This window comes from Streptomyces pseudovenezuelae, assembly GCF_029892565.1.
Lineage (GTDB): Bacteria > Actinomycetota > Actinomycetes > Streptomycetales > Streptomycetaceae > Streptomyces > Streptomyces pseudovenezuelae_A.
In genome coordinates this window covers 123,410-144,286 of the sequence record NZ_JARXVH010000014.1, presented here as the reverse complement: position 1 = coordinate 144,286, position 20,877 = coordinate 123,410, and the positions used below count along the sequence as shown (strand labels likewise).

At 71.2% G+C, this 20,877-nt stretch carries 21 protein-coding genes; 8 read left to right on the top strand and 13 right to left on the bottom strand.

The features are described from left to right. The first annotated feature begins 308 nt into the window (after positions 1 to 308). Positions 309 to 725 carry a MarR family winged helix-turn-helix transcriptional regulator gene (locus M2283_RS36180; RefSeq protein WP_280880833.1) on the top strand — a complete coding sequence of 139 codons (417 nt, stop codon included), beginning with the start codon at positions 309 to 311 and terminating at the stop codon, positions 723 to 725. Between the two features lie 73 nt (positions 726 to 798). On the opposite strand, the gene M2283_RS36175 is transcribed toward M2283_RS36180, so the two are convergent. After that, the gene (locus tag M2283_RS36175; RefSeq protein WP_280880719.1) at positions 799 to 1,584 is read right to left on the bottom strand and encodes a protein phosphatase 2C domain-containing protein; all 786 of its coding nucleotides are present in this window, start codon (positions 1,582 to 1,584) and stop codon (positions 799 to 801) included. Between the two features lie 416 nt (positions 1,585 to 2,000). Between M2283_RS36175 and M2283_RS36170 the strand changes: the two genes are divergently transcribed. The 5 genes from M2283_RS36170 to M2283_RS36150 are packed head-to-tail and all read left to right on the top strand — an operon-like array spanning position 2,001 to position 7,859. Next, positions 2,001 to 5,045, top strand: coding sequence for a sensor histidine kinase (locus M2283_RS36170; protein WP_280880718.1), 3,045 nt, complete (start codon positions 2,001 to 2,003; stop codon positions 5,043 to 5,045). Then, on the top strand, positions 5,042 to 5,545 hold the full coding sequence (locus M2283_RS36165) for a roadblock/LC7 domain-containing protein (RefSeq protein ID WP_280880717.1): 504 nt from the start codon (positions 5,042 to 5,044) through the stop codon (positions 5,543 to 5,545). Before M2283_RS36170 ends, M2283_RS36165 begins: the two co-directional genes overlap by 4 nt. Beyond that, positions 5,542 to 5,952, top strand: coding sequence for a DUF742 domain-containing protein (locus tag M2283_RS36160; protein WP_280880716.1), 411 nt, complete (start codon positions 5,542 to 5,544; stop codon positions 5,950 to 5,952). Before M2283_RS36165 ends, M2283_RS36160 begins: the two co-directional genes overlap by 4 nt. Then, the gene (locus M2283_RS36155) at positions 5,933 to 6,577 is read left to right on the top strand and encodes a GTP-binding protein (RefSeq protein WP_280880715.1); all 645 of its coding nucleotides are present in this window, start codon (positions 5,933 to 5,935) and stop codon (positions 6,575 to 6,577) included. The genes M2283_RS36160 and M2283_RS36155 overlap by 20 nt, the downstream gene beginning before the upstream one ends. A 25-nt stretch (positions 6,578 to 6,602) precedes the next feature. Further along, positions 6,603 to 7,859 (top strand): styrene monooxygenase/indole monooxygenase family protein, encoded by a 1,257-nt coding sequence (locus tag M2283_RS36150; RefSeq protein WP_280880714.1) that lies wholly within the window; start codon positions 6,603 to 6,605, stop codon positions 7,857 to 7,859. Here M2283_RS36150 and M2283_RS36145 read toward each other — a convergent pair. From M2283_RS36145 to M2283_RS36095, 11 genes are all read right to left on the bottom strand, one after another. Continuing rightward, complete coding sequence (locus M2283_RS36145) at positions 7,829 to 8,896, bottom strand: C40 family peptidase (RefSeq protein WP_280880713.1); 1,068 nt, start codon at positions 8,894 to 8,896, stop codon at positions 7,829 to 7,831. The genes M2283_RS36150 and M2283_RS36145 overlap by 31 nt on opposite strands. A gap of 102 nt (positions 8,897 to 8,998) precedes the next feature. Then, positions 8,999 to 9,331, bottom strand: a complete 333-nt coding sequence (locus M2283_RS36140) for a hypothetical protein (RefSeq protein ID WP_280880712.1) — start codon at positions 9,329 to 9,331, stop codon at positions 8,999 to 9,001. Beyond that, positions 9,324 to 9,977: a TetR/AcrR family transcriptional regulator gene (locus tag M2283_RS36135; RefSeq protein WP_280880711.1), complete on the bottom strand. Its 654-nt coding sequence runs from the start codon at positions 9,975 to 9,977 to the stop codon at positions 9,324 to 9,326. Before M2283_RS36135 ends, M2283_RS36140 begins: the two co-directional genes overlap by 8 nt. A gap of 43 nt (positions 9,978 to 10,020) precedes the next feature. Next, entirely contained in the window at positions 10,021 to 10,959 is a 939-nt protein-coding gene (locus M2283_RS36130) for an AurF N-oxygenase family protein (RefSeq protein WP_280880710.1), read from the bottom strand. 25 nt (positions 10,960 to 10,984) lie between these two features. Then, positions 10,985 to 11,509: a DUF3291 domain-containing protein gene (locus M2283_RS36125; protein WP_280880709.1), complete on the bottom strand. Its 525-nt coding sequence runs from the start codon at positions 11,507 to 11,509 to the stop codon at positions 10,985 to 10,987. A gap of 45 nt (positions 11,510 to 11,554) precedes the next feature. Then, complete coding sequence (locus tag M2283_RS36120; protein WP_280880708.1) at positions 11,555 to 13,012, bottom strand: peptidoglycan D,D-transpeptidase FtsI family protein; 1,458 nt, start codon at positions 13,010 to 13,012, stop codon at positions 11,555 to 11,557. Next, positions 13,009 to 14,370 carry an FtsW/RodA/SpoVE family cell cycle protein gene (locus M2283_RS36115; RefSeq protein ID WP_280880707.1) on the bottom strand — a complete coding sequence of 454 codons (1,362 nt, stop codon included), beginning with the start codon at positions 14,368 to 14,370 and terminating at the stop codon, positions 13,009 to 13,011. Before M2283_RS36115 ends, M2283_RS36120 begins: the two co-directional genes overlap by 4 nt. Positions 14,371 to 14,413: 43 nt before the next feature. Next, positions 14,414 to 14,833: an SH3 domain-containing protein gene (locus M2283_RS36110; protein ID WP_280880706.1), complete on the bottom strand. Its 420-nt coding sequence runs from the start codon at positions 14,831 to 14,833 to the stop codon at positions 14,414 to 14,416. A gap of 207 nt (positions 14,834 to 15,040) precedes the next feature. Further along, positions 15,041 to 16,276 carry an ATP-binding protein gene (locus M2283_RS36105; protein WP_280880705.1) on the bottom strand — a complete coding sequence of 412 codons (1,236 nt, stop codon included), beginning with the start codon at positions 16,274 to 16,276 and terminating at the stop codon, positions 15,041 to 15,043. Beyond that, positions 16,273 to 17,079 (bottom strand): hypothetical protein, encoded by an 807-nt coding sequence (locus M2283_RS36100; RefSeq protein ID WP_280880704.1) that lies wholly within the window; start codon positions 17,077 to 17,079, stop codon positions 16,273 to 16,275. The genes M2283_RS36105 and M2283_RS36100 overlap by 4 nt, the downstream gene beginning before the upstream one ends. A gap of 111 nt (positions 17,080 to 17,190) precedes the next feature. Then, positions 17,191 to 17,697: a protein-tyrosine phosphatase family protein gene (locus M2283_RS36095; RefSeq protein ID WP_280880703.1), complete on the bottom strand. Its 507-nt coding sequence runs from the start codon at positions 17,695 to 17,697 to the stop codon at positions 17,191 to 17,193. A 99-nt stretch (positions 17,698 to 17,796) separates the two neighbouring features. Between M2283_RS36095 and M2283_RS36090 the strand changes: the two genes are divergently transcribed. Further along, positions 17,797 to 18,600 (top strand): nuclease-related domain-containing protein, encoded by an 804-nt coding sequence (locus M2283_RS36090; protein ID WP_280880702.1) that lies wholly within the window; start codon positions 17,797 to 17,799, stop codon positions 18,598 to 18,600. 58 nt (positions 18,601 to 18,658) lie between these two features. On the opposite strand, the gene ligD is transcribed toward M2283_RS36090, so the two are convergent. Next, a complete protein-coding gene (gene ligD, locus M2283_RS36085; RefSeq protein WP_280880701.1) occupies positions 18,659 to 19,540 on the bottom strand; it encodes a non-homologous end-joining DNA ligase in 882 nt (293 codons plus the stop codon). Between the two features lie 63 nt (positions 19,541 to 19,603). On the opposite strand from ligD, the gene M2283_RS36080 reads away from it, so the two are divergent. Beyond that, positions 19,604 to 20,707, top strand: a complete 1,104-nt coding sequence (locus tag M2283_RS36080) for a Ku protein (RefSeq protein ID WP_280880700.1) — start codon at positions 19,604 to 19,606, stop codon at positions 20,705 to 20,707. The last annotated feature ends 170 nt before the right edge of the window (positions 20,708 to 20,877 follow it).

Here is a 20,877-nt window from a genome sequence, read left to right as displayed (position 1 = left end):
AGACGCTACGCAGGTGGACGAGCGGGTGGGAAGAGGGGCCAGAGGCTGCCGTTGGTCTAGCCCTGCGAAATACTTGCCGAGCTGCGGCGACGACGGCGTTCGGCGGAAACTTTCAGGGCCGGGAAACCGTCGAACCGGAGAACAGGGAAAACGAGGCAGGGGCTGACGTGTACGAAGGCGGAGACGGTGACGAACGCCGCGCGGAAGCGCAGGCGGCGCCGAGCGTTGCGGACAAGGGATCCCTTTCCGCGTCGACCGGCGCGGATCAGGGGCACCTTCCCGCGCCGAGCGGTGCGGACCAGGAGTACCTGTCCCTGGAGCGCGAACTGACGGTCCTGCTCCGGCGCGCCCGCGCCAGCCAGGGCGAGATGGCCCGCGAGGTCCACCCCGACCTGGAGACCGCCGCGTACGGCCTCCTCGTACGCCTCGACGAGCACGGCCGGCAGCGGGCGACCGAGCTGGCGGCCTACATCGGCGTCGGCAAGGCCACCATGTCCCGCCAGCTGCGCGCCCTGGAGGAACTCGGCCTCATCGCCCGCGAACCCGACCCCGCCGACGGCCGCGCCTGGCTGGTCCACCTCACCGAGGAGGGCCGCGGCCGAGTCGCCAAGGTCCGCGACGCCCGCCGCGCCCGGTACGTCAGCCAGCTCGCCCACTGGGACCGCCGGGAGGTCTCGGAACTGGCGCGGCTGCTGGCGCAGTTGAACCGGGGCATGGGGAAGTAGGCAGGCGGAGCGAGCCGGTCCGGTGGCTCGGGGTCCGCCGCCCCCATGAACCACCCCGGCCCGCGCGCCGCCCTCACAGCTCCGCGAACACCACCGTCGCGTCGTCATGCGGTTTGCTCCGCCGCAGGAACACCCGCTCGGTGTCCGCGACCTCCAGCTCCCGCACCCGGGCGACCAGCGCCGCCGAGCCCTCCTTGCGCACGAACCTGAAGCAGTCCTCCCAGTCGCCCTCGTGGAACTTCTCCACCCAGCGGGTCGCCCCGTCGGTCAGGGCGCACAGGGTGCGGACCTCCGCGCGGGGCAGTACGCCCGTCACCGCGCGCTCCGCCACCGAGGGATCCGTGGCCGCGGTGAAGAAGCCGCCCTCCTTGTTGCGGACCGCGGAGTCCACGAGGGCGTCCGTGGCCAGGGCGGAGCGGGGGAGACGGGCGATGCGGTCGTCGAGGAGCGGGGTGACCGAGCCCGTCGGGGACTCGACCAGGAGGGCCGAGTCCGACAGGACCAGGTACTCGACCGACTCCGCCGACCAGCGGGCGACGACCACTGTGGCCTGTGGGGTGCGTGGGTGAGAAAGGTCACAGGTGTCCGCGTGGGCCGCCGCCGTGCGGGTGATCGCGCGGGACAGGGCCTCGGTGAGCGGAACATCCGGGCGGGAAACGGTCAGTTCGGTCAGCGCGCCGCCCAGCCGGGCCGTGAACCAGGGGACGGAATGCAGACACCCCGTGCCGTCCTTGGGCGGGGTCACCCCGTCCAGGACGACGAGTGCGCCGCCCTGGCCGGAAGCGGGCAGCGTGACGCTCGCGAAGTCCTCGTTGGGGCGGGCCTGATCGCCGGGTTCCGATACAAGTTCCGTACGCATCCGGCCAGTCTGCACGACGTCTTCACAGGCTTCACCAAAGGCTGGCACAGGGGGCCGAGTTGACACACCCGCGCAGGTCAGGCGCCAGATTTGAGGTGGAATCCGAGGCTCCCGGAACGCGTGGCGGCACATAGTGCCACCGCCCGCCGCAGACGTCCAACCGGCCCGCCGGAGGCGGCCGTCCGAGGTGCCGGAGGAACTTGCCCGCCAACTCCCCTCCGATGTTCACTCCTTCGGGTGGCGGGTCCGGTGATGCGCGGCCACCGCCCACCGGCACTGGGAGGGTCGGGGACCGGTGGGGGCACCCCCTGCGCTCGCTATGCCGGGAGCATGGGGGAGGGTGTACGCACAGTCGGCGGGAAGTGACGGGACGTCACCCGGCCCTTGGGTATCACGAGTCAGGAATGCGAGCACCGGTGCAGAAGACGCGGCCTCGTCGCACAGGCAAGCAGGCGGCCTCCACAGGGAGCACGGAACACGCGCCCCAGGCCGTCACCGGCAACGGCCGCCCCACCCACGTACGCAACCGGCTGATCGTCGCCGTGGCTGTCGTGGCCGCCGCCGTCGCCGGGGCCGGAGCGCCCTCCGTCGTCGCCGCCTCCGGGCAACTGAGCGACTCCCAGGACCTGGTGACGTTCGCCGAGCAGACCCAGGACGCGCTCGCGCTGGCCCACTCGCTCGCCGACGAGCGCGACGAGGTGACCTCGTACGTCGCCGCCGGGCGGCCCAAGTCCAAGGCCCCCTCCGAGGACAGCGGCAGCCGCGTCGACCGCCAGGTCGAGGACCTGCGCGCCGACACCGACCTGCCCGCCGACCTCCGCAGCGACCTCGACGGCATCGCGACCCTGCGCCGCGCCGCGCTCACCGGGCAGAGCAGCGCCCTGGAGGCGCACAACGCCTACTCCGCCGCGATCACCGAACTGCACCGGCTGGCCGAGGAGTTGGCCGAGCGGATGCCGACCCGCGCGAGCTCCGGCGGGTACGCCCTCGCCGAGCTGGACTCCGCCGTCCAGCAGGCCGCCGCCGCCCGCGGACTCCTGCTCGCCGCGCTGAACGTGCCGCGCAGCACGCAGAGCGTCATCAGCCCCGTCACCGGCCTGCCGACCACGACCACCACCTCCTCGGCCGCCGACGCCAAGACGCGCGACGCCCTGTCCGCCGCCGCCCAACAGGCCCGGCTGCGCTCCGACTCGGCCCTCGCCGACTTCCGCGACACCGCGCCCAAGACCGCCCGCGAGTCCTACGACTCCACGGTCACCGGCGCCGAGGTCAACTCCGCCGAGAAGTACCTCGCCTCCCTCACCGACCAGCCCACGCTCACCGACGCCGAACTCTCCACGAGCGTGAAGAAGACCGACGCCGCGCTCTCCGCCCGCGTCGACCTGATGCGCGGCGCCGAGTCCGCCCTCTACGAGCGCCGCAGCAAGGAACTCGCCCAGCTGCGCGACGACGACGTCACCGCGCTGGAGATCCGGATCGCCGCCCTCGGCGCACTGGTCCTGCTCACCATCGGCATCGCCACCGCCATGGCCCGCACCCTCACCCGCCCGCTCTCGGTGCTCCGCCGCGGCTCGGCCCGCCTCGCCCAGGCGGAGAACCCGGCGGCCGAGGAACCGGTCACCTTCACCGGCCGCAACGACGAGTTCGCCCAGGTCGTCCGCTCCGTCAACGCCCTGCACGCGCACGCCGTCGCCCACCACGAGCGCGTCACCACCCTGGAGTCCGACCGCAAGCACCTGGTCGGCCAGCGCCAGCGGATGGCCGACGCCCGCGAGGAGCTGCGCACCGAAGTCGCCGACTCCGCCGCCCAGTTGGAGCGCCTGCGGGCCAGCATCGGCGGCACCTTCGTCAACCTCGCGCTGCGCACCCTCGGCCTGGTGGAACGTCAACTCACCGTGATCGAGAGCCTGGAGGAGCGCGAGCAGGATCCCGACCGCCTCTCCACCCTCTTCAAGCTGGACCACTTCGCCACGGTCATGCGCCGCCACAGCGAGAACCTCCTGGTCCTCGCCGGCACCGAACACGTCCAGCAGAGCGCGGTCCCGGTCCCGCTCGTGGACGTCGTACGCGCCGCGGTCAGCGAGATCGAGCGCTACGAGCGCGTCCGCATCGCCGCCCTGCCGCCGCACGCGCACGTGGCCGGCTTCGCCGCGGACGACCTCTCCCACCTGCTGGCCGAACTGATGGAGAACGCCACCTCGTTCTCCCCGCCCGACCGCCCCGTCGAGGTCTCCGGCTGGCTCCTGGAGAGCGGCGAGGTCATGCTCTCCGTCCAGGACGAGGGCATCGGCATGGCCGCCGACCGCATGACCCGCCTCAACACCCGCCTGGCCGAGTTCGACCCGGGCTCCCCGTACGACCAGGAGGGCGAGGACGGCCTGGGCTTGGGCCTCTACGTAGTGGCCCGCCTGGCCCACCGCCACGGCACCCGAGTCCAACTGCGCGAGCAGAAGCAGGGCGGTGTGGCGGCGGTGGTGGTGGTTCCGAGCCCGCTCCTGGCCTCGGCGCCCACGGCGGCGGTCCCCGCGACCGCCTCTTCCTCCTCGTCCCCGGTCCCGGGCGGCACCCACACCTTCTCCCTCCCGGGCGCCGACGCCGAGGCCAACTCCAACGTCCTCCACGCCCGCCCCAAGCCGGGCGACCTCTTGGTCGCACTGGCGGAGAAGGCGATGGAGCACGCGGAGACGGACACGGAGCCGCAACCGACGACGGAGCCGGGGCCGAGGGCCGAGAGCCCCTCGGAAATGACGATGGAACTCCTGGTCCCGACACCGACACCGGAATCCCCCGCGGCCCCCGCGAGCCCGTCGACTGCCGCGGCCCCCACGGACCCGTCGGCCGCCGCGGCCCCCACGGACCCGTCGGCCGCCGCGGCCCCCACGGACCCGTCGGCCGCCGCGGCCCCCGCGAGCCCGTCGGCCGCCGCGGCCCCCGCGAGTCCGTCGTCCGCCGCGGCTCTCGCGAGTCCGTCGTCCGCCGGGGCCCCCGCGAACTCATTGTCCGCCGCGGCTCCCGCGCACCCTTCGTCCGGCGCGGCCCCCGCCTACCCGTCGGCCGCCGACGGCGAATCCGCCCCACAGGGGCCACCCGCACCCGACAACGAAAGCCGCACGGGTGGTGCGGGTGGGAACAATCCCGCCGAAGGCGAAGCCGAGGCGGACCACACCCGCACACCCGACGGCCCCGGCCCGGACGACGAAGACCCCGTCACAGCCAAGGGCCTACCGAAGCGCACCCCCAAAATCACCGTTCCCACCCAGACCCCGCGCCAGCGAAACACCGGCGTCGACGCGGAAGCCCTCCGCAGGAGACTCGGCGGCTTCCGCCAGGGCGCCCAGGCCGGCCACCGGGACGTACAGGCGGAGATCGCCGAACAGACAGGCCAGACCCAGCAACCGGCCTCAGGATCACCCACATCCGAAGAAGCCACGGGGGGCACAGTCGAGGAGGCAAGCAGTTGACCGCGCCCAGTACCTTCGGACTGAGCAGTGAAGCCCGCAACCTGCACTGGCTACTGACCAACCTGGTCGAAGAGGTCCCCGGCATCCAGTCGGTCGCGGTGGTCTCCTCCGACGGCCTGCTGCTCCTCTCCTCCGATCCGGGGAGGAACGCGGAGGCCAGGGAGGCCCTAGAGACCAAGCGCAAGGGCCCCCGCGGCTCCTCCGCCGACCTCGCCACCATCGTCTCCGGCATCGGCAGCCTCACCATCGGCGCCGCGCGGCTGATGGACTCCGGCCCGGTGAAGCACACGATGGTCGCGATGGACGAGGGCAGTCTCTTCGTGATGTCGATCAGCGACGGCTCGCTGCTCGGCGTACACGGTTCCGCGGACTGCGACATGAGCGTCGTGGCGTACCACATGGCGCTCTTCGTCGGCCGGGCCGGCCACGCGCTGACCCCCGAACTCCGCAGCGAGCTACGGAAATCCCTCGAAGCCGAGTCGACGGGGAGCGCCCGATGAGCAGTACGCCCAACAGGCTTCCGGTGCGCGGCGGCGACCGCAAACCCGCCCGCGTTCGCCCCTACTCGCTCACCGGCGGCCGTACCCGTTTCGGTCACGTGCTCCTCGTGGAGACGTTCGTCGCGGCGCTCGAAGCGTCCGAGGAGCGCAAGGAGTTGACGAACGGCTCCCTCAACACCCGGGTCATGCCGGAGATGCGGGCCATCGTCGAACTGTGCCGCCGGATGCGCACGGTGGCCGAGATCGCCGCGCTGCTGAAGATGCCGCTCGGTGTGGTCCGCGTGCTGCTCAGCGATCTCGCGGACCAGGGAAAGATCCGTGTGTACGGCACCGGTACCGGTCACGGTACGGGCCGTCCCGACCGCGCTCTGCTGGAAAGGGTGCTGAGTGGACTCCGTCGTCTCTGACGCCGCCGCCTCCTTCGGCGTCACCCCGCTCCCCGATGAGGAGGAGCACCCGCGGTCCTGGCAGACCGACCGCACCCGTGCTCCCGTGGCCACGAAGATCGTGGTGGCGGGCGGCTTCGGCGTCGGCAAGACGACGCTGGTCACCGCCGTCTCGGAGATCACGCCCCTGCAGACCGAGGCGCTGATGACCGAGGCGAGCGAGGAGACCGACGATCTCACCGACACGCCCCGCAAGTCGACCACCACCGTGGCCATGGACTTCGGCCGCCTCACGCTCGACGACGACCTGGTGCTCTACCTGTTCGGCACGCCGGGCCAGCAGCGGTTCTGGTTCATGTGGGACGACCTGGTGCGCGGCGCGATCGGCGCGGTCGTGCTGGCCGACACCCGGCGCCTGAAGGACTGCTTCCCCGCGCTGGACTACTTCGAGAGCTGCGGGCTGCCGTACGTCGTCGCGGTCAACCACTTCGACGGCAGCGAGCGGTTCGAACCCGAGGACGTGCGGGAGGCGTTGACGATCCCCGCGCACATACCTGTAATGATCATGGATGCGCGCCGGCGGATCTCGGCGATCGAGACCCTCCTGTCCCTCGTCGGCCACGCACTGGACGTCACCCCCGAGTGACCGCCCTTTAGGAGACACCACCCGCATGCGGAAGATACTCGTCGTGGGAGCCGGCCAGTCCGGCCTCCAACTCGCCCTCGGACTGCAGTCGCACGGGTACGAGGTCACCCTGATGTCGAACCGGACGGCGGACGAGATCCGCTCCGGCCGGGTCATGTCGACGCAGTGCATGTTCCATACGGCACTGCAGCACGAGCGCGATCTCCAGCTGAACTTCTGGGAGTCCCAGGCCCCGAAGATCGAAGGACTCGGCGTCTCGGTCGCGGCCCCCGGCTCGCACGACCCCGGTCCGACCCAGCGGGTCATCGACTGGGTGGGCAAGCTCGACGGGTACGCGCAGTCGGTCGACCAGCGCGTGAAGATGGCCGGCTGGATGGAGACGTTCGCCCAGCGCGGCGGCCAACTGGTCATCCACGGTGCGGCGGTCTCCGACCTCGACTACTTCTCCCGTACGTACGACCTGGTGATGGTGTCGGCGGGCAAGGGCGAGCTGGTCTCCATGTTCGGCCGGGACGCGTCCCGTTCGCCGTACAGCGAGCCGCAGCGGGCCCTGGCCGTCTCCTACGTCCACGGGCTCGGCCCGCGTCCCGAGCACCCCGACCACGACGCGGTCCGCTGCAACCTGGTCCCGGGCGTCGGCGAGTTGTTCGTCATGCCGACGCTCACCACCTCCGGCCGCGCGGACATCCTCTTCTGGGAGGGCATACCCGGCGGCCCGCTCGACGTCTTCAACGGCGTCAAGGACCCGGCCGAGCACCTCTCCCTGACCCTGGAACTCATGGAGAAGTTCACGCCGTGGGAGTACGCGCGGGCCACGAAGGTCGAACTCACGGATGCCGGTGGCACGTTGGCGGGTCGCTACGCGCCGACGGTCCGCAACCCCGTGGGCCGGCTCCCCGGCGGCGGCCTGGTGCTCGGCGTCGCCGACGTCGTCGTGGCGAACGACCCGATCACCGGTCAGGGCTCCAACTCCGCGTCCAAGTGCGCGGCTTCGTATCTCGCGTCGATCCTCGATCAGGGTGAGAAGGAATTCGACGAGGCGTGGATGCGGGCCACGTTCGAGCGCTACTGGGAGACCGCGCAGCACGTCACCAAGTGGACGAACGCGATGCTGGCGCCGCCGCCCGAGCACATCCTCAACCTCATCGGAGCGGCTGGGCAGTTGCAGCCGGTCGCCGATCGGTTCGCCAACGGGTTCAACGACCCGGCCGACTTCGAGAACTTCTTCTATGAGCCGGAGAAGACGGGGGCCTACCTCGCCTCCGTCACCGGCGCGGCCTGAACCCCGTCCGGACGTACGGCTCCCAGGATCGGGAAAGACGCCACCGGGGAGACCTTGATCTTCTCGCCCGTTCTCGGGGCCTGGATCATCAGGCCCTCGCCCAGGTACATCGCCACGTGGGTGGCCTCGGGGAAGTAGATCACCAGGTCGCCCGGGCGGAGTTCGGTCAGGGGGATCCTCGGCAATTGCGCCCACTGCTCCTGGCTCGTCCGGGGGATCGGGGCGCCCGCGTGGCCCCAGGCCTGGGAGGTCAGGCCCGAGCAGTCGTACGTCTTGGGGCCCTCCGCGCCCCACTCGTACGGCTTGCCGATCTGCTGCACGGCGTACCGCACGGCCCGGTCGCCCTCGCGTGACGGCTCGCGTTCGTCGCTCAACGCGCCGGACGTCATGAGTTTCCGCTGCGCCTTGTCGACGTCCTTCTCCTCCAACTCGGCCATTTCGGCGAGCTGTTCGGGGGAGAGGGAGACGAGGAGTTCCTGGACGTCCTTGAGGCGCCGCTGTACGTCGTCCCGGTCCTTCTTCTGGCGTACGGCGAGGGAGAGCCGGTCGTCGAGGGCCTTGCGGGCCTTGCGGGCCAGTCCGTCGGCCTTCTTCTCGGTGCCGGTGAGGCGGCCGAGGGTCTCGGCGCGTTCCCGGGAGACCTGCCCGATGACATGGCCCTCGTCGAGGGCCTGTTGGGGGTTGCGGGCCAGCAGCAGGCGGACGTACGGGGAGATGTCGGTGCTGTTCTGGTACTGCTGCCGGGCCAGGCGGCCGGCCGCGCGCCGGCTGTCGTGCAGCGAGAGGCGGGTGCGGGCGAGTTCGCGGTCGAGGCGGTCGGCCTCCGCGTGCTGCTTCCGCAGCTTCTCCTCGGTGGCGTTGTACGTCTCGGTGGCCTGTTCGGCCTCCCGGTACAGCTTCTGAAGGTCCGTCAGCAGCTGGGAGACGGGCCGCTCGCCGGCGTCCGGCTCGGGCACGGCCGCCGCGGGCAGCGGCGCCAGGACGGTGCCGGCCGCCACCGCCGCCGTACACGCCAGACGCAGAAGCCTTCCTGACACGTCATCACCTCCGGTGCGGGCAGCCCCTCTGCCCCGCACCGTGAGCTTCAGACGTCGACGCGGGCCGCGCGCGCCGGATGTGGGCGGCTTGGCCCAACCTCGTCACCCGTCGGTGTCGTCCGGCTTGCCGCCCGGCGTGGCGTCGGGCCTGACGTCCGGCTTGGACCAGGGCCACTTGAGCTTGTCGGTCGGCCTGCCCTCGGGGTCGTACTCGTACTTCCAGCCCTTCTGCAGACCGAGCCGCTTGCTGAAGCCGCGCGGCACGCGGCGGTAGACGTGCACCGTGGGCGGACCGCCGGCCGCGTCCGGGACCGGGATGCGGTACGTCTTCGGCGGGTGCCCGGTGGCGCCCACCAGGACCGGCAGCACCCGGCCGTCCATCGGGCCGCCTTCGAAGGGGGTGTGTTCGCTCTTCACGGCACCAGTGTCAGACATCCCCGGCCAGCGCCTCGACCAGGGCCGCGGTCTGCGGGTCCCGGTTCGCGGTCACCGACAGGACGGCCGCGAACTGTTCCACCAGCCAGTCCCGCAACTCCTCCACCGGCGGCTGCTTGCCCTCGTCCAGCCAGATCAGGGAGGCCGCCTCGACCGCGGTGATCCACATCCGTACGGTCATCCGCAGCCGCAGGCCGGGATCCGCGACGCCCAGATGGCTGAGGATGTGCTCGGCGGCGGCCCGGCGTACGCCGTCCACGATGGCGGTCGTGCGGGACGTCTCGACCACGCTGCCGCCCTGGAGCAGCGCGCTGAAACCGGCGTCGTGCTGGTCGACGAAGGCGAGATAGCGGTCCAGGGCACGGGCCAGGCGGGGCAGCAAGGCGCCGTCGCGGGGCTCGTCGAAGCACTGCCGGAGTTCGTCGGCGGCGGTCCTGAGGGCGGCCTCGTACAGCTGCTGTTTGCCGCCAGGGAAGTACCGGTAGACCAGGGGACGGGAGACTCCGGCCGCTTCCGCCACGTCGTCGAGGGACACGTCCTCGGGGACGCGGTGCGCGAAGAGGGTCAGCGCGGCGTCGAGGAGCTGACTGCGACGCTCCTCGACACTGAGGCGACGGTAGGCGGGGGTAGCGGCCGAGGGGGTCATGACTCGCAGCGTAACCGCACCCCTGGCCACCTCCTACGCCCTCCTACGCCAGCAATCCGGACGCCTTCCACAGCCGCCGGCCGGCACCCCGCAGCACCCCGATGTCGTCCAGGAAGTCCGTCAGCCGCTTCGCGCCCGTCTGCATGACCTCCCGGCGGTGGCCGCTCGCCTTCACCTGGGCCAGGGCCTCGCGCCTGTCCAGGCCGACGTTCGTGTAGACCTCGGGGTTGACGAAGGCCACCGAGAAGATGCGCGCGAACTCGCCGGAGGTGACCCGGGTGTACTCCTGGGACCACCTCGGGGCCGTCACCATCTGGCGCCGCAGTTCCTCACGGGCGTACCGGACGTGCCGTGCCTCCTCCACGACGTGGATGCGGGTGACGCCCCGGACCAGGGTCTGCACCCGCTCGTCCGGGAAGGTCAGCCGCTGCATCCAGTCGAGGACCTCCTCGCCGAGGAGCGTGGCCGTGAAGGAACTCGGCGTGGTGGAGATGGTCTTGAACAGCCGCCCCATGTTCTGGTGCACGCGGGACACCGGGTACCAGGGCGTGCCGCCCCGCGAGATCAGCCGCGCGAACATCTTGGAGTGCCGGCACTCGTCCTCGATCTCGGTCAGCGCGTACCGCACGTGCGCGCTCGTGGCCGCCTTGTCGTAGACGTGCCGCACCAGCAGCTGCATCAGGATCAGCTCGAACCAGATGCCGAGCGAGGCGAGCGCGGCGGCCTCGTGCTGCGAGAGCAGGATGCGCTGCTCCTCGCCCATCCGCTTCCACAGGGGCGTGTCGTACAGCGACACCAGCTCCGGCGGCCAGAACCACTTGCCGTCCTCGAAGGGCGCGTCCCAGTCGAGCTCCTTGTCGGGGTCGAAGGAGTGCTTGGCGGAGGAGTCGAGCAGCCGCTCGGCCACCTGCTCCCGGTCCTTGAGCAGCCCGAGCGCGTCACGCAGGCCGTCGAGCGCGGCGGCTTCCGTCTGGGTCGTCATGGTTCTCCCACCTTGTTACCCGGGGTCACATCCTCCGTGTCTTATGAGACTGCTTGTCAGCAAGCTCGTCAATCCCCTGCGCATGACTTGTGGCGGGAAACGGCGCGCGCAGCGTGAAGGCGTACGGCGTGGGCCCGTTGGCGCGCAGGTGCAGCAGGCGCTCCTCCGCCTCCGCGACCGTGGGACGGCGCCCGGCCGGCACCCACCACAGGGTCACCATGGCCTCCCGCACCATCTCGAACCACTCCCGGCGGCGGGCCAGCATCGCGCGGTGGCGGCCCTCGTACATGTACGCGGTCAGGGAGTCGACGTCCCGCCACACCGACATGTTGATGATCAGCCACTCGTCCCCGAAGGCGGGCACGTCGGTCGCGTTGCCCGAGTCGCTCTTCAGGCGCCAGACGAAGCCGTCGGCGCTGTCCGCGTCGGCGTTCACGGGGTCGAGACTGTCGACGAAGTCCTTCAACTGGGCTGAATCCAAGGGGGCCTTGAGACGGCCGATGTTGACCTGGGCGAGTTGGTACGCGGCTGCTGCCGTCGATGACGTCATGTACCGAACGTTAGGTAGGGACGGACCGCCCCGGTACCCCATATCTCACGGAGCGAGCACCGACTGCATCACCGCCCGCGCGATCGGCGCCGCCACCCCGCCCCCGGTGATGTCCCCGCGGACCGCCGACGCGTCCTCCACCACCACGGCCACCGCGACCTTCGGCTCGATGTCCCGCTCGCCCTGCGCCCAGGAGACGAACCATGCGTACGGCGTACCGGAGTTGCCGAGGCCGTGCTGGGCCGTGCCGGTCTTGCCGCCGACGGTGGCGCCGGGGATGGCGGCGTTCGTGCCGGTGCCCTCTGTGACGACGTCCTCCATCAGCTCCTTCATCCGGACCGCGGTCGCCGGGTGCATGGCCTGTCGCACCGGGCGCGAACCCGCCGACGACACCGTGTCCCCGTCGTCCGTCGTCGTCCGCTCCACCAGATACGGCGTCCGCACCTGCCCGCCGTTGGCCACCGCCCCCGCGACCATCGCCATCTGCAAGGGCGTGGCCCGCGTGTTGTACTGCCCGATCGACGACAGCGCGAGCTGCGCCTTGTCGACGGAGGTGTCGAAGGTGCTCGGCGCGACCGAGAACGGGATGCGCAGTCCCGTGTCGTTGAAGCCGAAGCCCTTCGCCGTGGCCGCCATGTCCGTCACCCCCACGTCCGCGCCCAGCTTCGCGAACACCGTGTTGCACGACCACTCGAAGGCGGTCCGCAGCGAGACGTCCTCGCACCCCTCGGACTCGTTGGTGAGGGAGGTGGTGGTGCCGGGGAGGGTGTAGGGGGCGGGGGAGTCGGTCGGCGCATCGACATCCGTGATCACTCCGGCGTCCAACGCGGCCGCCGCGGTCACCACCTTGAAGGTCGACCCCGGCGGATACGTCTGCCGGATCGCCCGGTTGAGCATCGGCTTGTCCGGATCGCCGTTCAGCCGCGCCCAGGACCGCTCCGTCGCCGAGGCGTTGCCCGACAGCACGGCCGGGTCGTAGGAGGGCGTCGATACCAGCGCCAGGATCCTCCCGGTCGACGGTTCCACGGCCGCCACCGCCCCCTTGCGCGAGCCGAGTCCGGTGTACGCCGCCTGCTGCGCGGCCTTGTCGAGGGTCGTGACGACGTTCCCGCCCCGGCTCTGCGCGCGCGTGAGGTCGTTCCACAGCGGGAACGGCGTGAGCATCGGGTCGGTGCCGGACAGCACCCCGTCCTCGGAGTGCTCCAGGAACGCGGTCCCATACACCTGCGAGGCGAAGCCGGTGACGGGCGCGTACAACGGCCCGTCGGCGTACGTCCGTTCGTAGCGGAGCTGCTCGCCGGTGTCCCGGGAGCCGGTGACCTTGCCGCCGCCGACCAGGATGTTCCCGCGCGGCTGGCCCCAACGGGCGACGCTGGAGCGGCGGTTGGCCGGATTGTCGTCGTAGGACTGGGCCTGGAAGACCTGGATGCGGGTGGCGTTGACCAGGAGCGCCACGAGCAGCAGGGCGCAGAAGACCGCCGCGCGCCGGATGTACCGCGTCACGGGCGGACCTCCCTGTCGTACTGGCCGCGCGCCGAATCGCTGATGCGGATCAGCAGCGCCACGATCGCCCAGTTGGTGACCACCGAGGAGCCGCCCTGGGCGAGGAAGGGCATCGCCATGCCGGTGAGGGGGATCAGCCCGGTCACCCCGCCCGCGATCACGAACACCTGGAGCGCGACGATCGAGGCCAGGCCGACGGCGAGGAGTCGGCCGAAGGGGTCGCGCAGGGCGAGTCCCGCCCGGTAGCCGCGCTCCACCAGCAGGCCGTACAGGATGAAGAGCGCGGACAGTCCGGCCAGGCCCAGCTCCTCGCCCGCAGTCGCCAGGATGAAGTCCGACTTGGCGGCGAAGCCGATGAGGGTGGAGTGGCCGAGGCCCAGGCCGGTGCCGAGGACCCCGCCGGCCGCGAACGCGAAGAGCGACTGCGCGAGTTGGTTCGGCCCCTGCCCCGCCTCGATCGACGCGAACGGGTGCAGCCAGTCCTCGACCCTGCTGTGCACGTGCGGTTCCAGCCAGCCGACGGCCACCGCCCCGAGCGAGGCCAGCAGCAGGCCGACCGCGATCCAGCCGGTGCGGCCGGTGGCGACGTAGAGGAGGACGACGAACAGGCCGAAGAACAGCAGCGAGGTGCCGAGGTCGCGCTCAAGGACCAGGACGCCGACGCTCAGCAGCCAGACGGCGACGATCGGGCCGAGCACGCGCCCCGTGGGCAGTTGGAGCCACCCCACGCGACGGCCGGCGTAGGCGAGGGCGTTGCGGTTGGCGGCCAGGTACGCGGCGAAGAAGATCGCCAGCAGCACCTTCGCGAACTCGCCCGGCTGGATGGAGAATCCGGCGATCCGGATCCAGATGCGGGCGCCGTTGACCGCCGGGAAGAAGATCGGCAGGAGCAGCAGGACGAGCGCGCCGACCACGCACACGTACGCGTACCGCTGGAGCACCCGGTGGTCGCGCAGGGCCAGCACGACGACGGTGAACAGGGTCACGCCCAGGGTGGACCAGACGAGTTGGGTGGGGGCCGCGCGATCGCCCGGAGTTTCCAGGTCGAGCCGGTAGATCAGGACCAGGCCGACGCCGTTGAGCAGCACACCGATCGGCAGCAGCAGCGGATCGGCGTACGGGGCGCGCACCCGCACCGCGAGATGGGCGAGCAGCGCGAGCGCGCCGAGCCCGGCGCCGTAACCGGCGGCGCCGGGCGGGACGGTGCCGTGCTTGGCGAGGCCGACAGCGCAGTAGCCGTACACCGAGAGCAGTACGGCCAGGACGATGAGGGCGAGTTCGATGCCACGGCGTCGGGGCAGGCGTACCGCGGGAGCGGGAGCATCCGCCTCCACCACGGTGATTCCGGCCTTCGTCATGTCCGGAACCTACCCAAATAGTGCGTCTTGTGATCTCAGGGCGTCAGCACCAGCGTGGCGAGGGTCCGAGCGTCTTGATGTACCGCGCGGAGCCCCAGGCCCAGGTGCCGTCCGTGAGGAGGTACCAGTTCCGGTTGCCCTGGATGTTCTGGCCCTGGGTCTTGCAGAAGATCGAGACGTGCTGCCCCCGGTAGGCCACCCGGATCACCTGCCCGCCCCGGTTCGGCGCGCTGCGCAGCAGCAGCTCACTCGCCGTCACGACACCTCGGTACAGCCGGGGGTTGTTCTGGTGGTCGTTCCAGTCCCCGTGGTCGTCCCACCCGTCGTCATGACGGCTGACCCCCGGGTCGTCGCCGCCGTCCCAGTCGTCGTCGGCCAGCGCGGGAGTGGCGGCGACGGACGCGAGAAGCGCACCGGCGGCAGCGGCTATGGAGAGACGGGTGGAGAGGGAGCGCAGCGACATGGGGGACCTCCATGAACGGGGGTGGAGAGGGGTGAAGCGGACTAATCGCCACATTAGGAGGAGGGTGGCGAGGGCGCCCGCCACGCTGGGCCAATCAGGAATGCCGTCCACCGCAACGCCCCGTCAGGGGCGCGGGGAACTGCGCGACAAGCCCCACAGAGCCGCGGCCAACGAACAACCTGAGGCCCCGAGCTCTTTCTGCGCCCCCTAGAGGAGCGTCAACGTCGCAACCGCCCCACCATCGACCGCGTTCGCAAACTCAAGCCGCGCCCCCAACACCTCCGCCTGCCCCACAGCGATGGTCAACCCCAACCCATGCCCCCGAGCACCCCCTTCCGTACGGAACCGCTGTGGCCCGTGCACCAGCAGATACTCCGGAAACCCGTCCCCGTGATCCCGCACGACCACCACACCCCCGTCAACCGTCAGAGACACCGGCGCACGCCCATGCCGATGCGCGTTGGCGACCAGATTCCCCAGCACCCGCTCAAGCCGCCGCCGATCCGTCTCCACGCGCGCGTCCCGCTCGACGACAACCTCGGTATCGGTCCCCGACGCCCGCACCACCCGCTCGGCCAACGCCCCCAACTCCTCGGTGTCCACCTCCAGCAGCTCCCGCCCGGTGTCCAGCCGCGAGATCTCCAACAGGTCCTCGGTCAGCGTCCGCAACGCGGCCACCCGATCCAGCACCAACTCCGTCGGCCGCCCCGGCGGCAACAGTTCGGCCGCCGCATGCAACCCGGTCAGCGGAGTACGCAACTCATGCGCCACATCCGCCGTGAACCGCTGCTCGCTCAACAACTTCCCCTGCAACGAGGCCGCCATCGAGTCGAGCGCAGCGGCCACCGCGGCCACCTCGTCCTGCGGCCGCGTCGGATCCTTGGTCCGTGAGTCGTCCACGCGCGCGTCCAGATCACCCGCACTGATCCGCCGCGCCACCTGCGCCGTCGCGTGCAGCCGCCGCGTCACCCGGGTCACCGCGAACGCGCCGACCAGCAACGTCGCCCCGATCGCCAGCGCCGACGACCACACGATCGCCCGGTCGAGCCCGACGATGGTGCGCCGGCCCTGCGCGTAGTCGACCCGCACGGCCAGCGCCCGCCCGCCGTTGACCGGCCCGGCCGCCCACATCGTGGGGCGCCCGCGGTGGTCGGCGACCATCGTGCCGCGCTCACCGTCCGCCGCCAGCGTCCGCAACCGGGCGGGCAGGCCCGGCGGATCGACCCCGGCCCCCGGCATCAGCGTGTCCCCCGCCTCGAACGACTCCGTGGCATCGCCCAGCCGGGACAGCGCCAGGTCCCGGGCCTGGCCGACGATCTGGTCGGTCACCGAGACATGCACGAGGACGCCGAGCAGCGCGGCGAGCGCGCAGCACATCACGGTGATGAAGACGGCGGCCTTGACCGCGAGGGTGCCGGCCCAGTGCGGAAGCGCGAACCTCATCCGGCGCCCACCGAAGCGGATGCCGAGGCCGAGCGTGATGTCGAGGGAGAGGGTGATGCCGAGGGAGAGCGTGATGCCGAGGGGGATGGCGACACGTGCCGGTCGTGCTTCCCGTCCCCCGTGCGGAGCATCTCGTCATGGGTCAGCAGCATCACGCGCTGGTCCGGGTCCCAGGTCCACTGGAAGCGGTACTCGTAGTCCGCGATGTCGGACGGCGAGTGGATGATCACGGACCGCCCGGCCAGTTCGACCCCGCTCACCGCGTCGTCGTTGGACATGACCTGGACCAGCCGGCCCGACTCGAAGGTGTAGACGCGCACGGCCGTCTGATTGCCGGGCAGCAGCCGGAAACCCAGCGTGAGGTCGTCCCGCCCGTCACCGGTCAGGTCGCGGTAGTACGGCTTGAGAACGGGACAGCTCCCGTGCCCGGCCCCCTCGGCGCAGTCGGCCAGCCGGCGGTTCGTCCCGGCGTACGGCGCCTTCGTGCTCGTGTAGTCGTCCGGGTGCCGGCGGATCTCCTCGCGTACGACGGCGATCGGGTCGACCTTGCGGATGTCGTCGCGCGGCGCGGTGATGCCCCGGACGAGCTCGGACTCGCCGTCGTCGTAGTTCCAGGCGGGGCTGGTGGCCGGGGACAGACGGGGCCAGAGCTTGGCCGGACTGGTCGCGGTCGGCGTCGCGCCGGCCCCGCGCAGCCCGCCCGTGTCACCGCAGGCCGCCGTGACCACCGCGGTCGCCGTCAACAGGGTGACGGCGAGGGCGGTGCGCGCGGGACGGGTGCGCGCGGGGCTGGTGCGGGGCACGGTGCTCCTGGGTGCGAGGGTGACCGATGACCCAGTACACCCTATTCATCCGGAGAATTCGCCCGGAGACGAGCCCCGGCGGCACCCCTCACGAAACGATTGCCCGCCCCGCTACTCCGTCAGTTCCTCCAGCAACCGTGCCGTCGACAGCCCCGTCCGCAGATAGTCCACGAACAGCTCGTTGTGCAGGGCCCAGGGCGAACGCCGGGTCCTGATCAGCCGTATCGCCTCGTCGGCGGAGCCGCCCCGCTGGACGAGCGTCTGCGCGACGACAAGACCCGAGCGGTTGTAGCCGCTGTAACAGCGGACGAGGACCTTTCGGCCCTCGTCCATCGCGTCGCTCGCGGCCCGCGCGAGCCGGATGACGCCCGCGAGCTGCGTCCCGTCCAGCGGCCCGTCCGGTATCGGCCACACATGATGCTCGACGCCGGGATCCGGACCGTGTCCCGGCAGCCTGAGCAGAGTCTGGACGAGGTCGAACTCGTCCCGCGCCACAGCGAATTCGAGTTGTCCGGAGTGACCCCTGAATTCGTGCCCGCCCATCCACAGACCAGGCACGATCTCGCTCCACGGAGTGTCCGGAGCCGGTACGTCGGGTTGCTTCCTGCGGGTACGCAACAACGCCTCCCCAACTCCGCGCCCAACTGGTCTCAAAGGTAACCGGGTTCTTGCCCGGGGAGCACCCCGCCTGTTCCCATGGTCAAGGGGTGATGGTGCATGACCGGACTACGCGTCGTACCCGCCTGGCGGCATGGCCAGGAGCGGCTCTACGTCTGTCTCACGGACGGCAGGAACATCGCCTGGTACGACCGTGAGGCGGCCAGGGTCAATCTGCTCAGCGAGGACGAGAGAGAGGACGTCCTGGAAGCCCTGGGGCCCTTCCTCACCGGCCCGGTGACGGTGGGCCCGCCACCCGTCCCGACCCCGGCCGAGCTGGCCCGGCTCTCCCTCCATCCGGACGACGACCTGGCGCCCAACCGTCCAGGCGAGGCGCTGCTGGTCGACCTGGACCGGGAACCGGCGTCCTCCCACCGGCTCCGCGCGGACCCGAGGCGCCGGGCCCTCACCGCGGAACAGGCGGTCGGCGAGGCCCTGGACCAGCTGGACGGCGCGGGCTGGCACGCCCTGCACTCGGTGCCGCTGCCGGGCGGTGACCGCGTTCACCACCTGGTGATCGGGCCGGGCGGCCTGTTCGCCGTGCACACGCTGTACGCGCGCAAGCAGCGGGTGACGGTCGCCGACCCGATGGTCGCGCTGGGCCGCCGCGAACCCCAGCCGCTGCTGCGCCGCGTCCGGGCCGACGCCGCCCGCGCCTCGTACGCGCTCACGGCCGAGGTCCATCCGGTACTGGCCCTCGCCGGCCCCGCCGACCTCTCGGTCACCGCGCCGCTCCGAGAGGTCCGCATCCTCCAGGACACCGACCTCTCGGGCCTCTCCCGCCTCGGCGGAGTACTCAAACCGGCGGACGTGGAGGCACTGCACGCGATGGCACGGGACCGGGGGACGTGGGCGCGGGTGTGAAGGGCTACGGGCGCGAGGGGCACGGGTACGAGGTCGGGGCGCCCTGATCCCGTTCGGCTCACGGCAGTGAACCGGCGCTGCCCGGTTCGGTGAGCGGGGCGAGCAGGTCGCCGTACTCCTCAAGGCGCGGGGCGATGTCCGCGGCCCGGAAGGCCAGCCGGTCCGGCGCCCCGCACTCCTCGACCTCGGCCCACGTCACCGGCGTGGAGACGGTGGGCTCGGGGCGGGCGCGCAGGGTGTAGGGGGTGGCGGTCGTCTTGCGGGCCGCGTTCTGGCTCCAGTCGACGAACACCTTTCCCGGCCGCAGGCTCCGCGTCATCCGGTGCACGACGAGCCGGGGCAGGGCCCGCTCGGCCTCGACGGCGAGCTGTTTGGCGTACTCGCTGACCTGCTCGGACGGGACCGGACGCAGCGCGGCCAGCAGGTGCAGCCCCTTCGCGCCCGAGGTCTTGGCGTGGGCGTCGATGCCGTCCGCCGCGAGCCGCTCGCGCAGCCACAGCGCGACCTCGCAGCAGTCGACGATCGTGGCGGGCGCCCCCGGATCGAGATCGAAGACGATCCGGTCGGCCTCCCCGGGGGCGCCGATCACCCACTGGGGCGTGTGGAACTCGGTGACGAGATTGGCGGCCCACATCAGGCTCGCCAGATCCTGTACGAGAACCATCCGCGCCGGCCCCTCCGACCGCGGCACCTCGGCGGTGGTGACCCACTCGGGCGTACCCGGCGGAACGTTCTTGGTGAAGAACACCTGCCCGTCCGGCCCGTCGGGATACCGCAGGAAGGAGACGGGCCGGTCCCGCAGATGGGGGAGGAGCGCGGCGGCGGTGGTGGCGTAGTAGTGCAGCACCTCGCCCTTGGTGAAGCCGGTCGCCGGATACAGCACCTTCTCCAGATTGCTGAGCGCGAGCCGTCTCCCCTCCACCTCTGTGATGGGCGTCATACGATGAGAATCTCATGCAATTAGCCTGGTACCGGAGTAAAACCGACCGAAAGGGTGCTGCACGTGAGATCCATATGGAACGGCGCCATCTCGTTCGGCCTGGTCAGCATCCCGATCAAGCTGGTGAACGCCACCGAGAGCCACTCGATCTCCTTCCGCCAGATCCACACCGAGGACGGCGGCCGCATCCGGTACCGCAAGTTCTGCGATCTGGAGGACCGCGAGGTGACCTCCGCCGAGATCGGCAAGGGGTACGAGGACGCGGACGGCTCGATCATCCCGATCACGGACGACGACCTGTCCCACCTCCCGCTGCCCACGGCCAGGACGATCGAGATCGTGGCCTTCGTCCCGGCCGACCGGATCGACCCGCTCCAGATGGACGCGGCGTACTACCTCGCGGCGGGCGGCGCCCCCGCGGCGAAGCCGTACACCCTGCTGCGCGAGGCACTGAAGCGCAGCAACAAGGTCGCGATCGCCAAGTACGCCCTGCGCGGCCGGGAACGCCTGGGCATGCTGCGGGTCGTGGACGAGGCGATCGCCATGCACGGCCTGCTCTGGCCGGACGAGGTCCGCGCCCCTTCGGGAGTCGCCCCGGACGTCGACGTCACCGTCAACCCCAAGGAACTCGACCTGGCCGACGCCCTGATGGACACGCTCGGCGAGGTCGAGCTCTCCGACCTCCACGACGAGTACCGCGAGGCGCTGGAGGAGGTCATCGCGGCCAAGGCGGCGGGCGAGTCGATCCCCGACGCCCCACAACCGGCGTCCGGCGGCAAGGTGTTGGACCTGATGGCGGCCCTGGAGAAGAGCGTGCGGGCGGCGCAGGAGTCCCGGGGCGAGGGGGCGACGGCCGGGGAGGAGGCGGCGCCGGAAGAGGCCGAGGTCCGGCGGCTTCCGCAGCGCAAGTCGGCGCGTACGGCGCCGAAGCGGACGACCGGCAAGAAGTCGACGTCCACGGCGACGAAGAAGACGGCCGCGAAGAAGACGACGGCGTCCGCCAAGAAGTCGACGGCGAAGTCGGCACAGGGGACGAAGAAGGCGGCGGCGAAGAAGACCACGTCGGCGAAGAGGGCGACAGCGGCCAAGACCACGACGGCGGTCAAGAGCACGACGGCGGCGAAGAGCGCTGCGAAGAAGGCGACGCCCCGCAAGCGATCGGCCTGACGCGCCTCTTCCAACTGGGCCTCCGCCGCCGCCCGTTGATCCCGGCGCAGATGTCGCTCGATGTCACTCCTTCGTCATGTCGATGATCATCCGAACACAGTCGTTTCCTATAGGAAGCGGGCTAGGGTTGGCCGCTCCAGCAGCGAGGTGCGGGAGGGCCCGATGACATC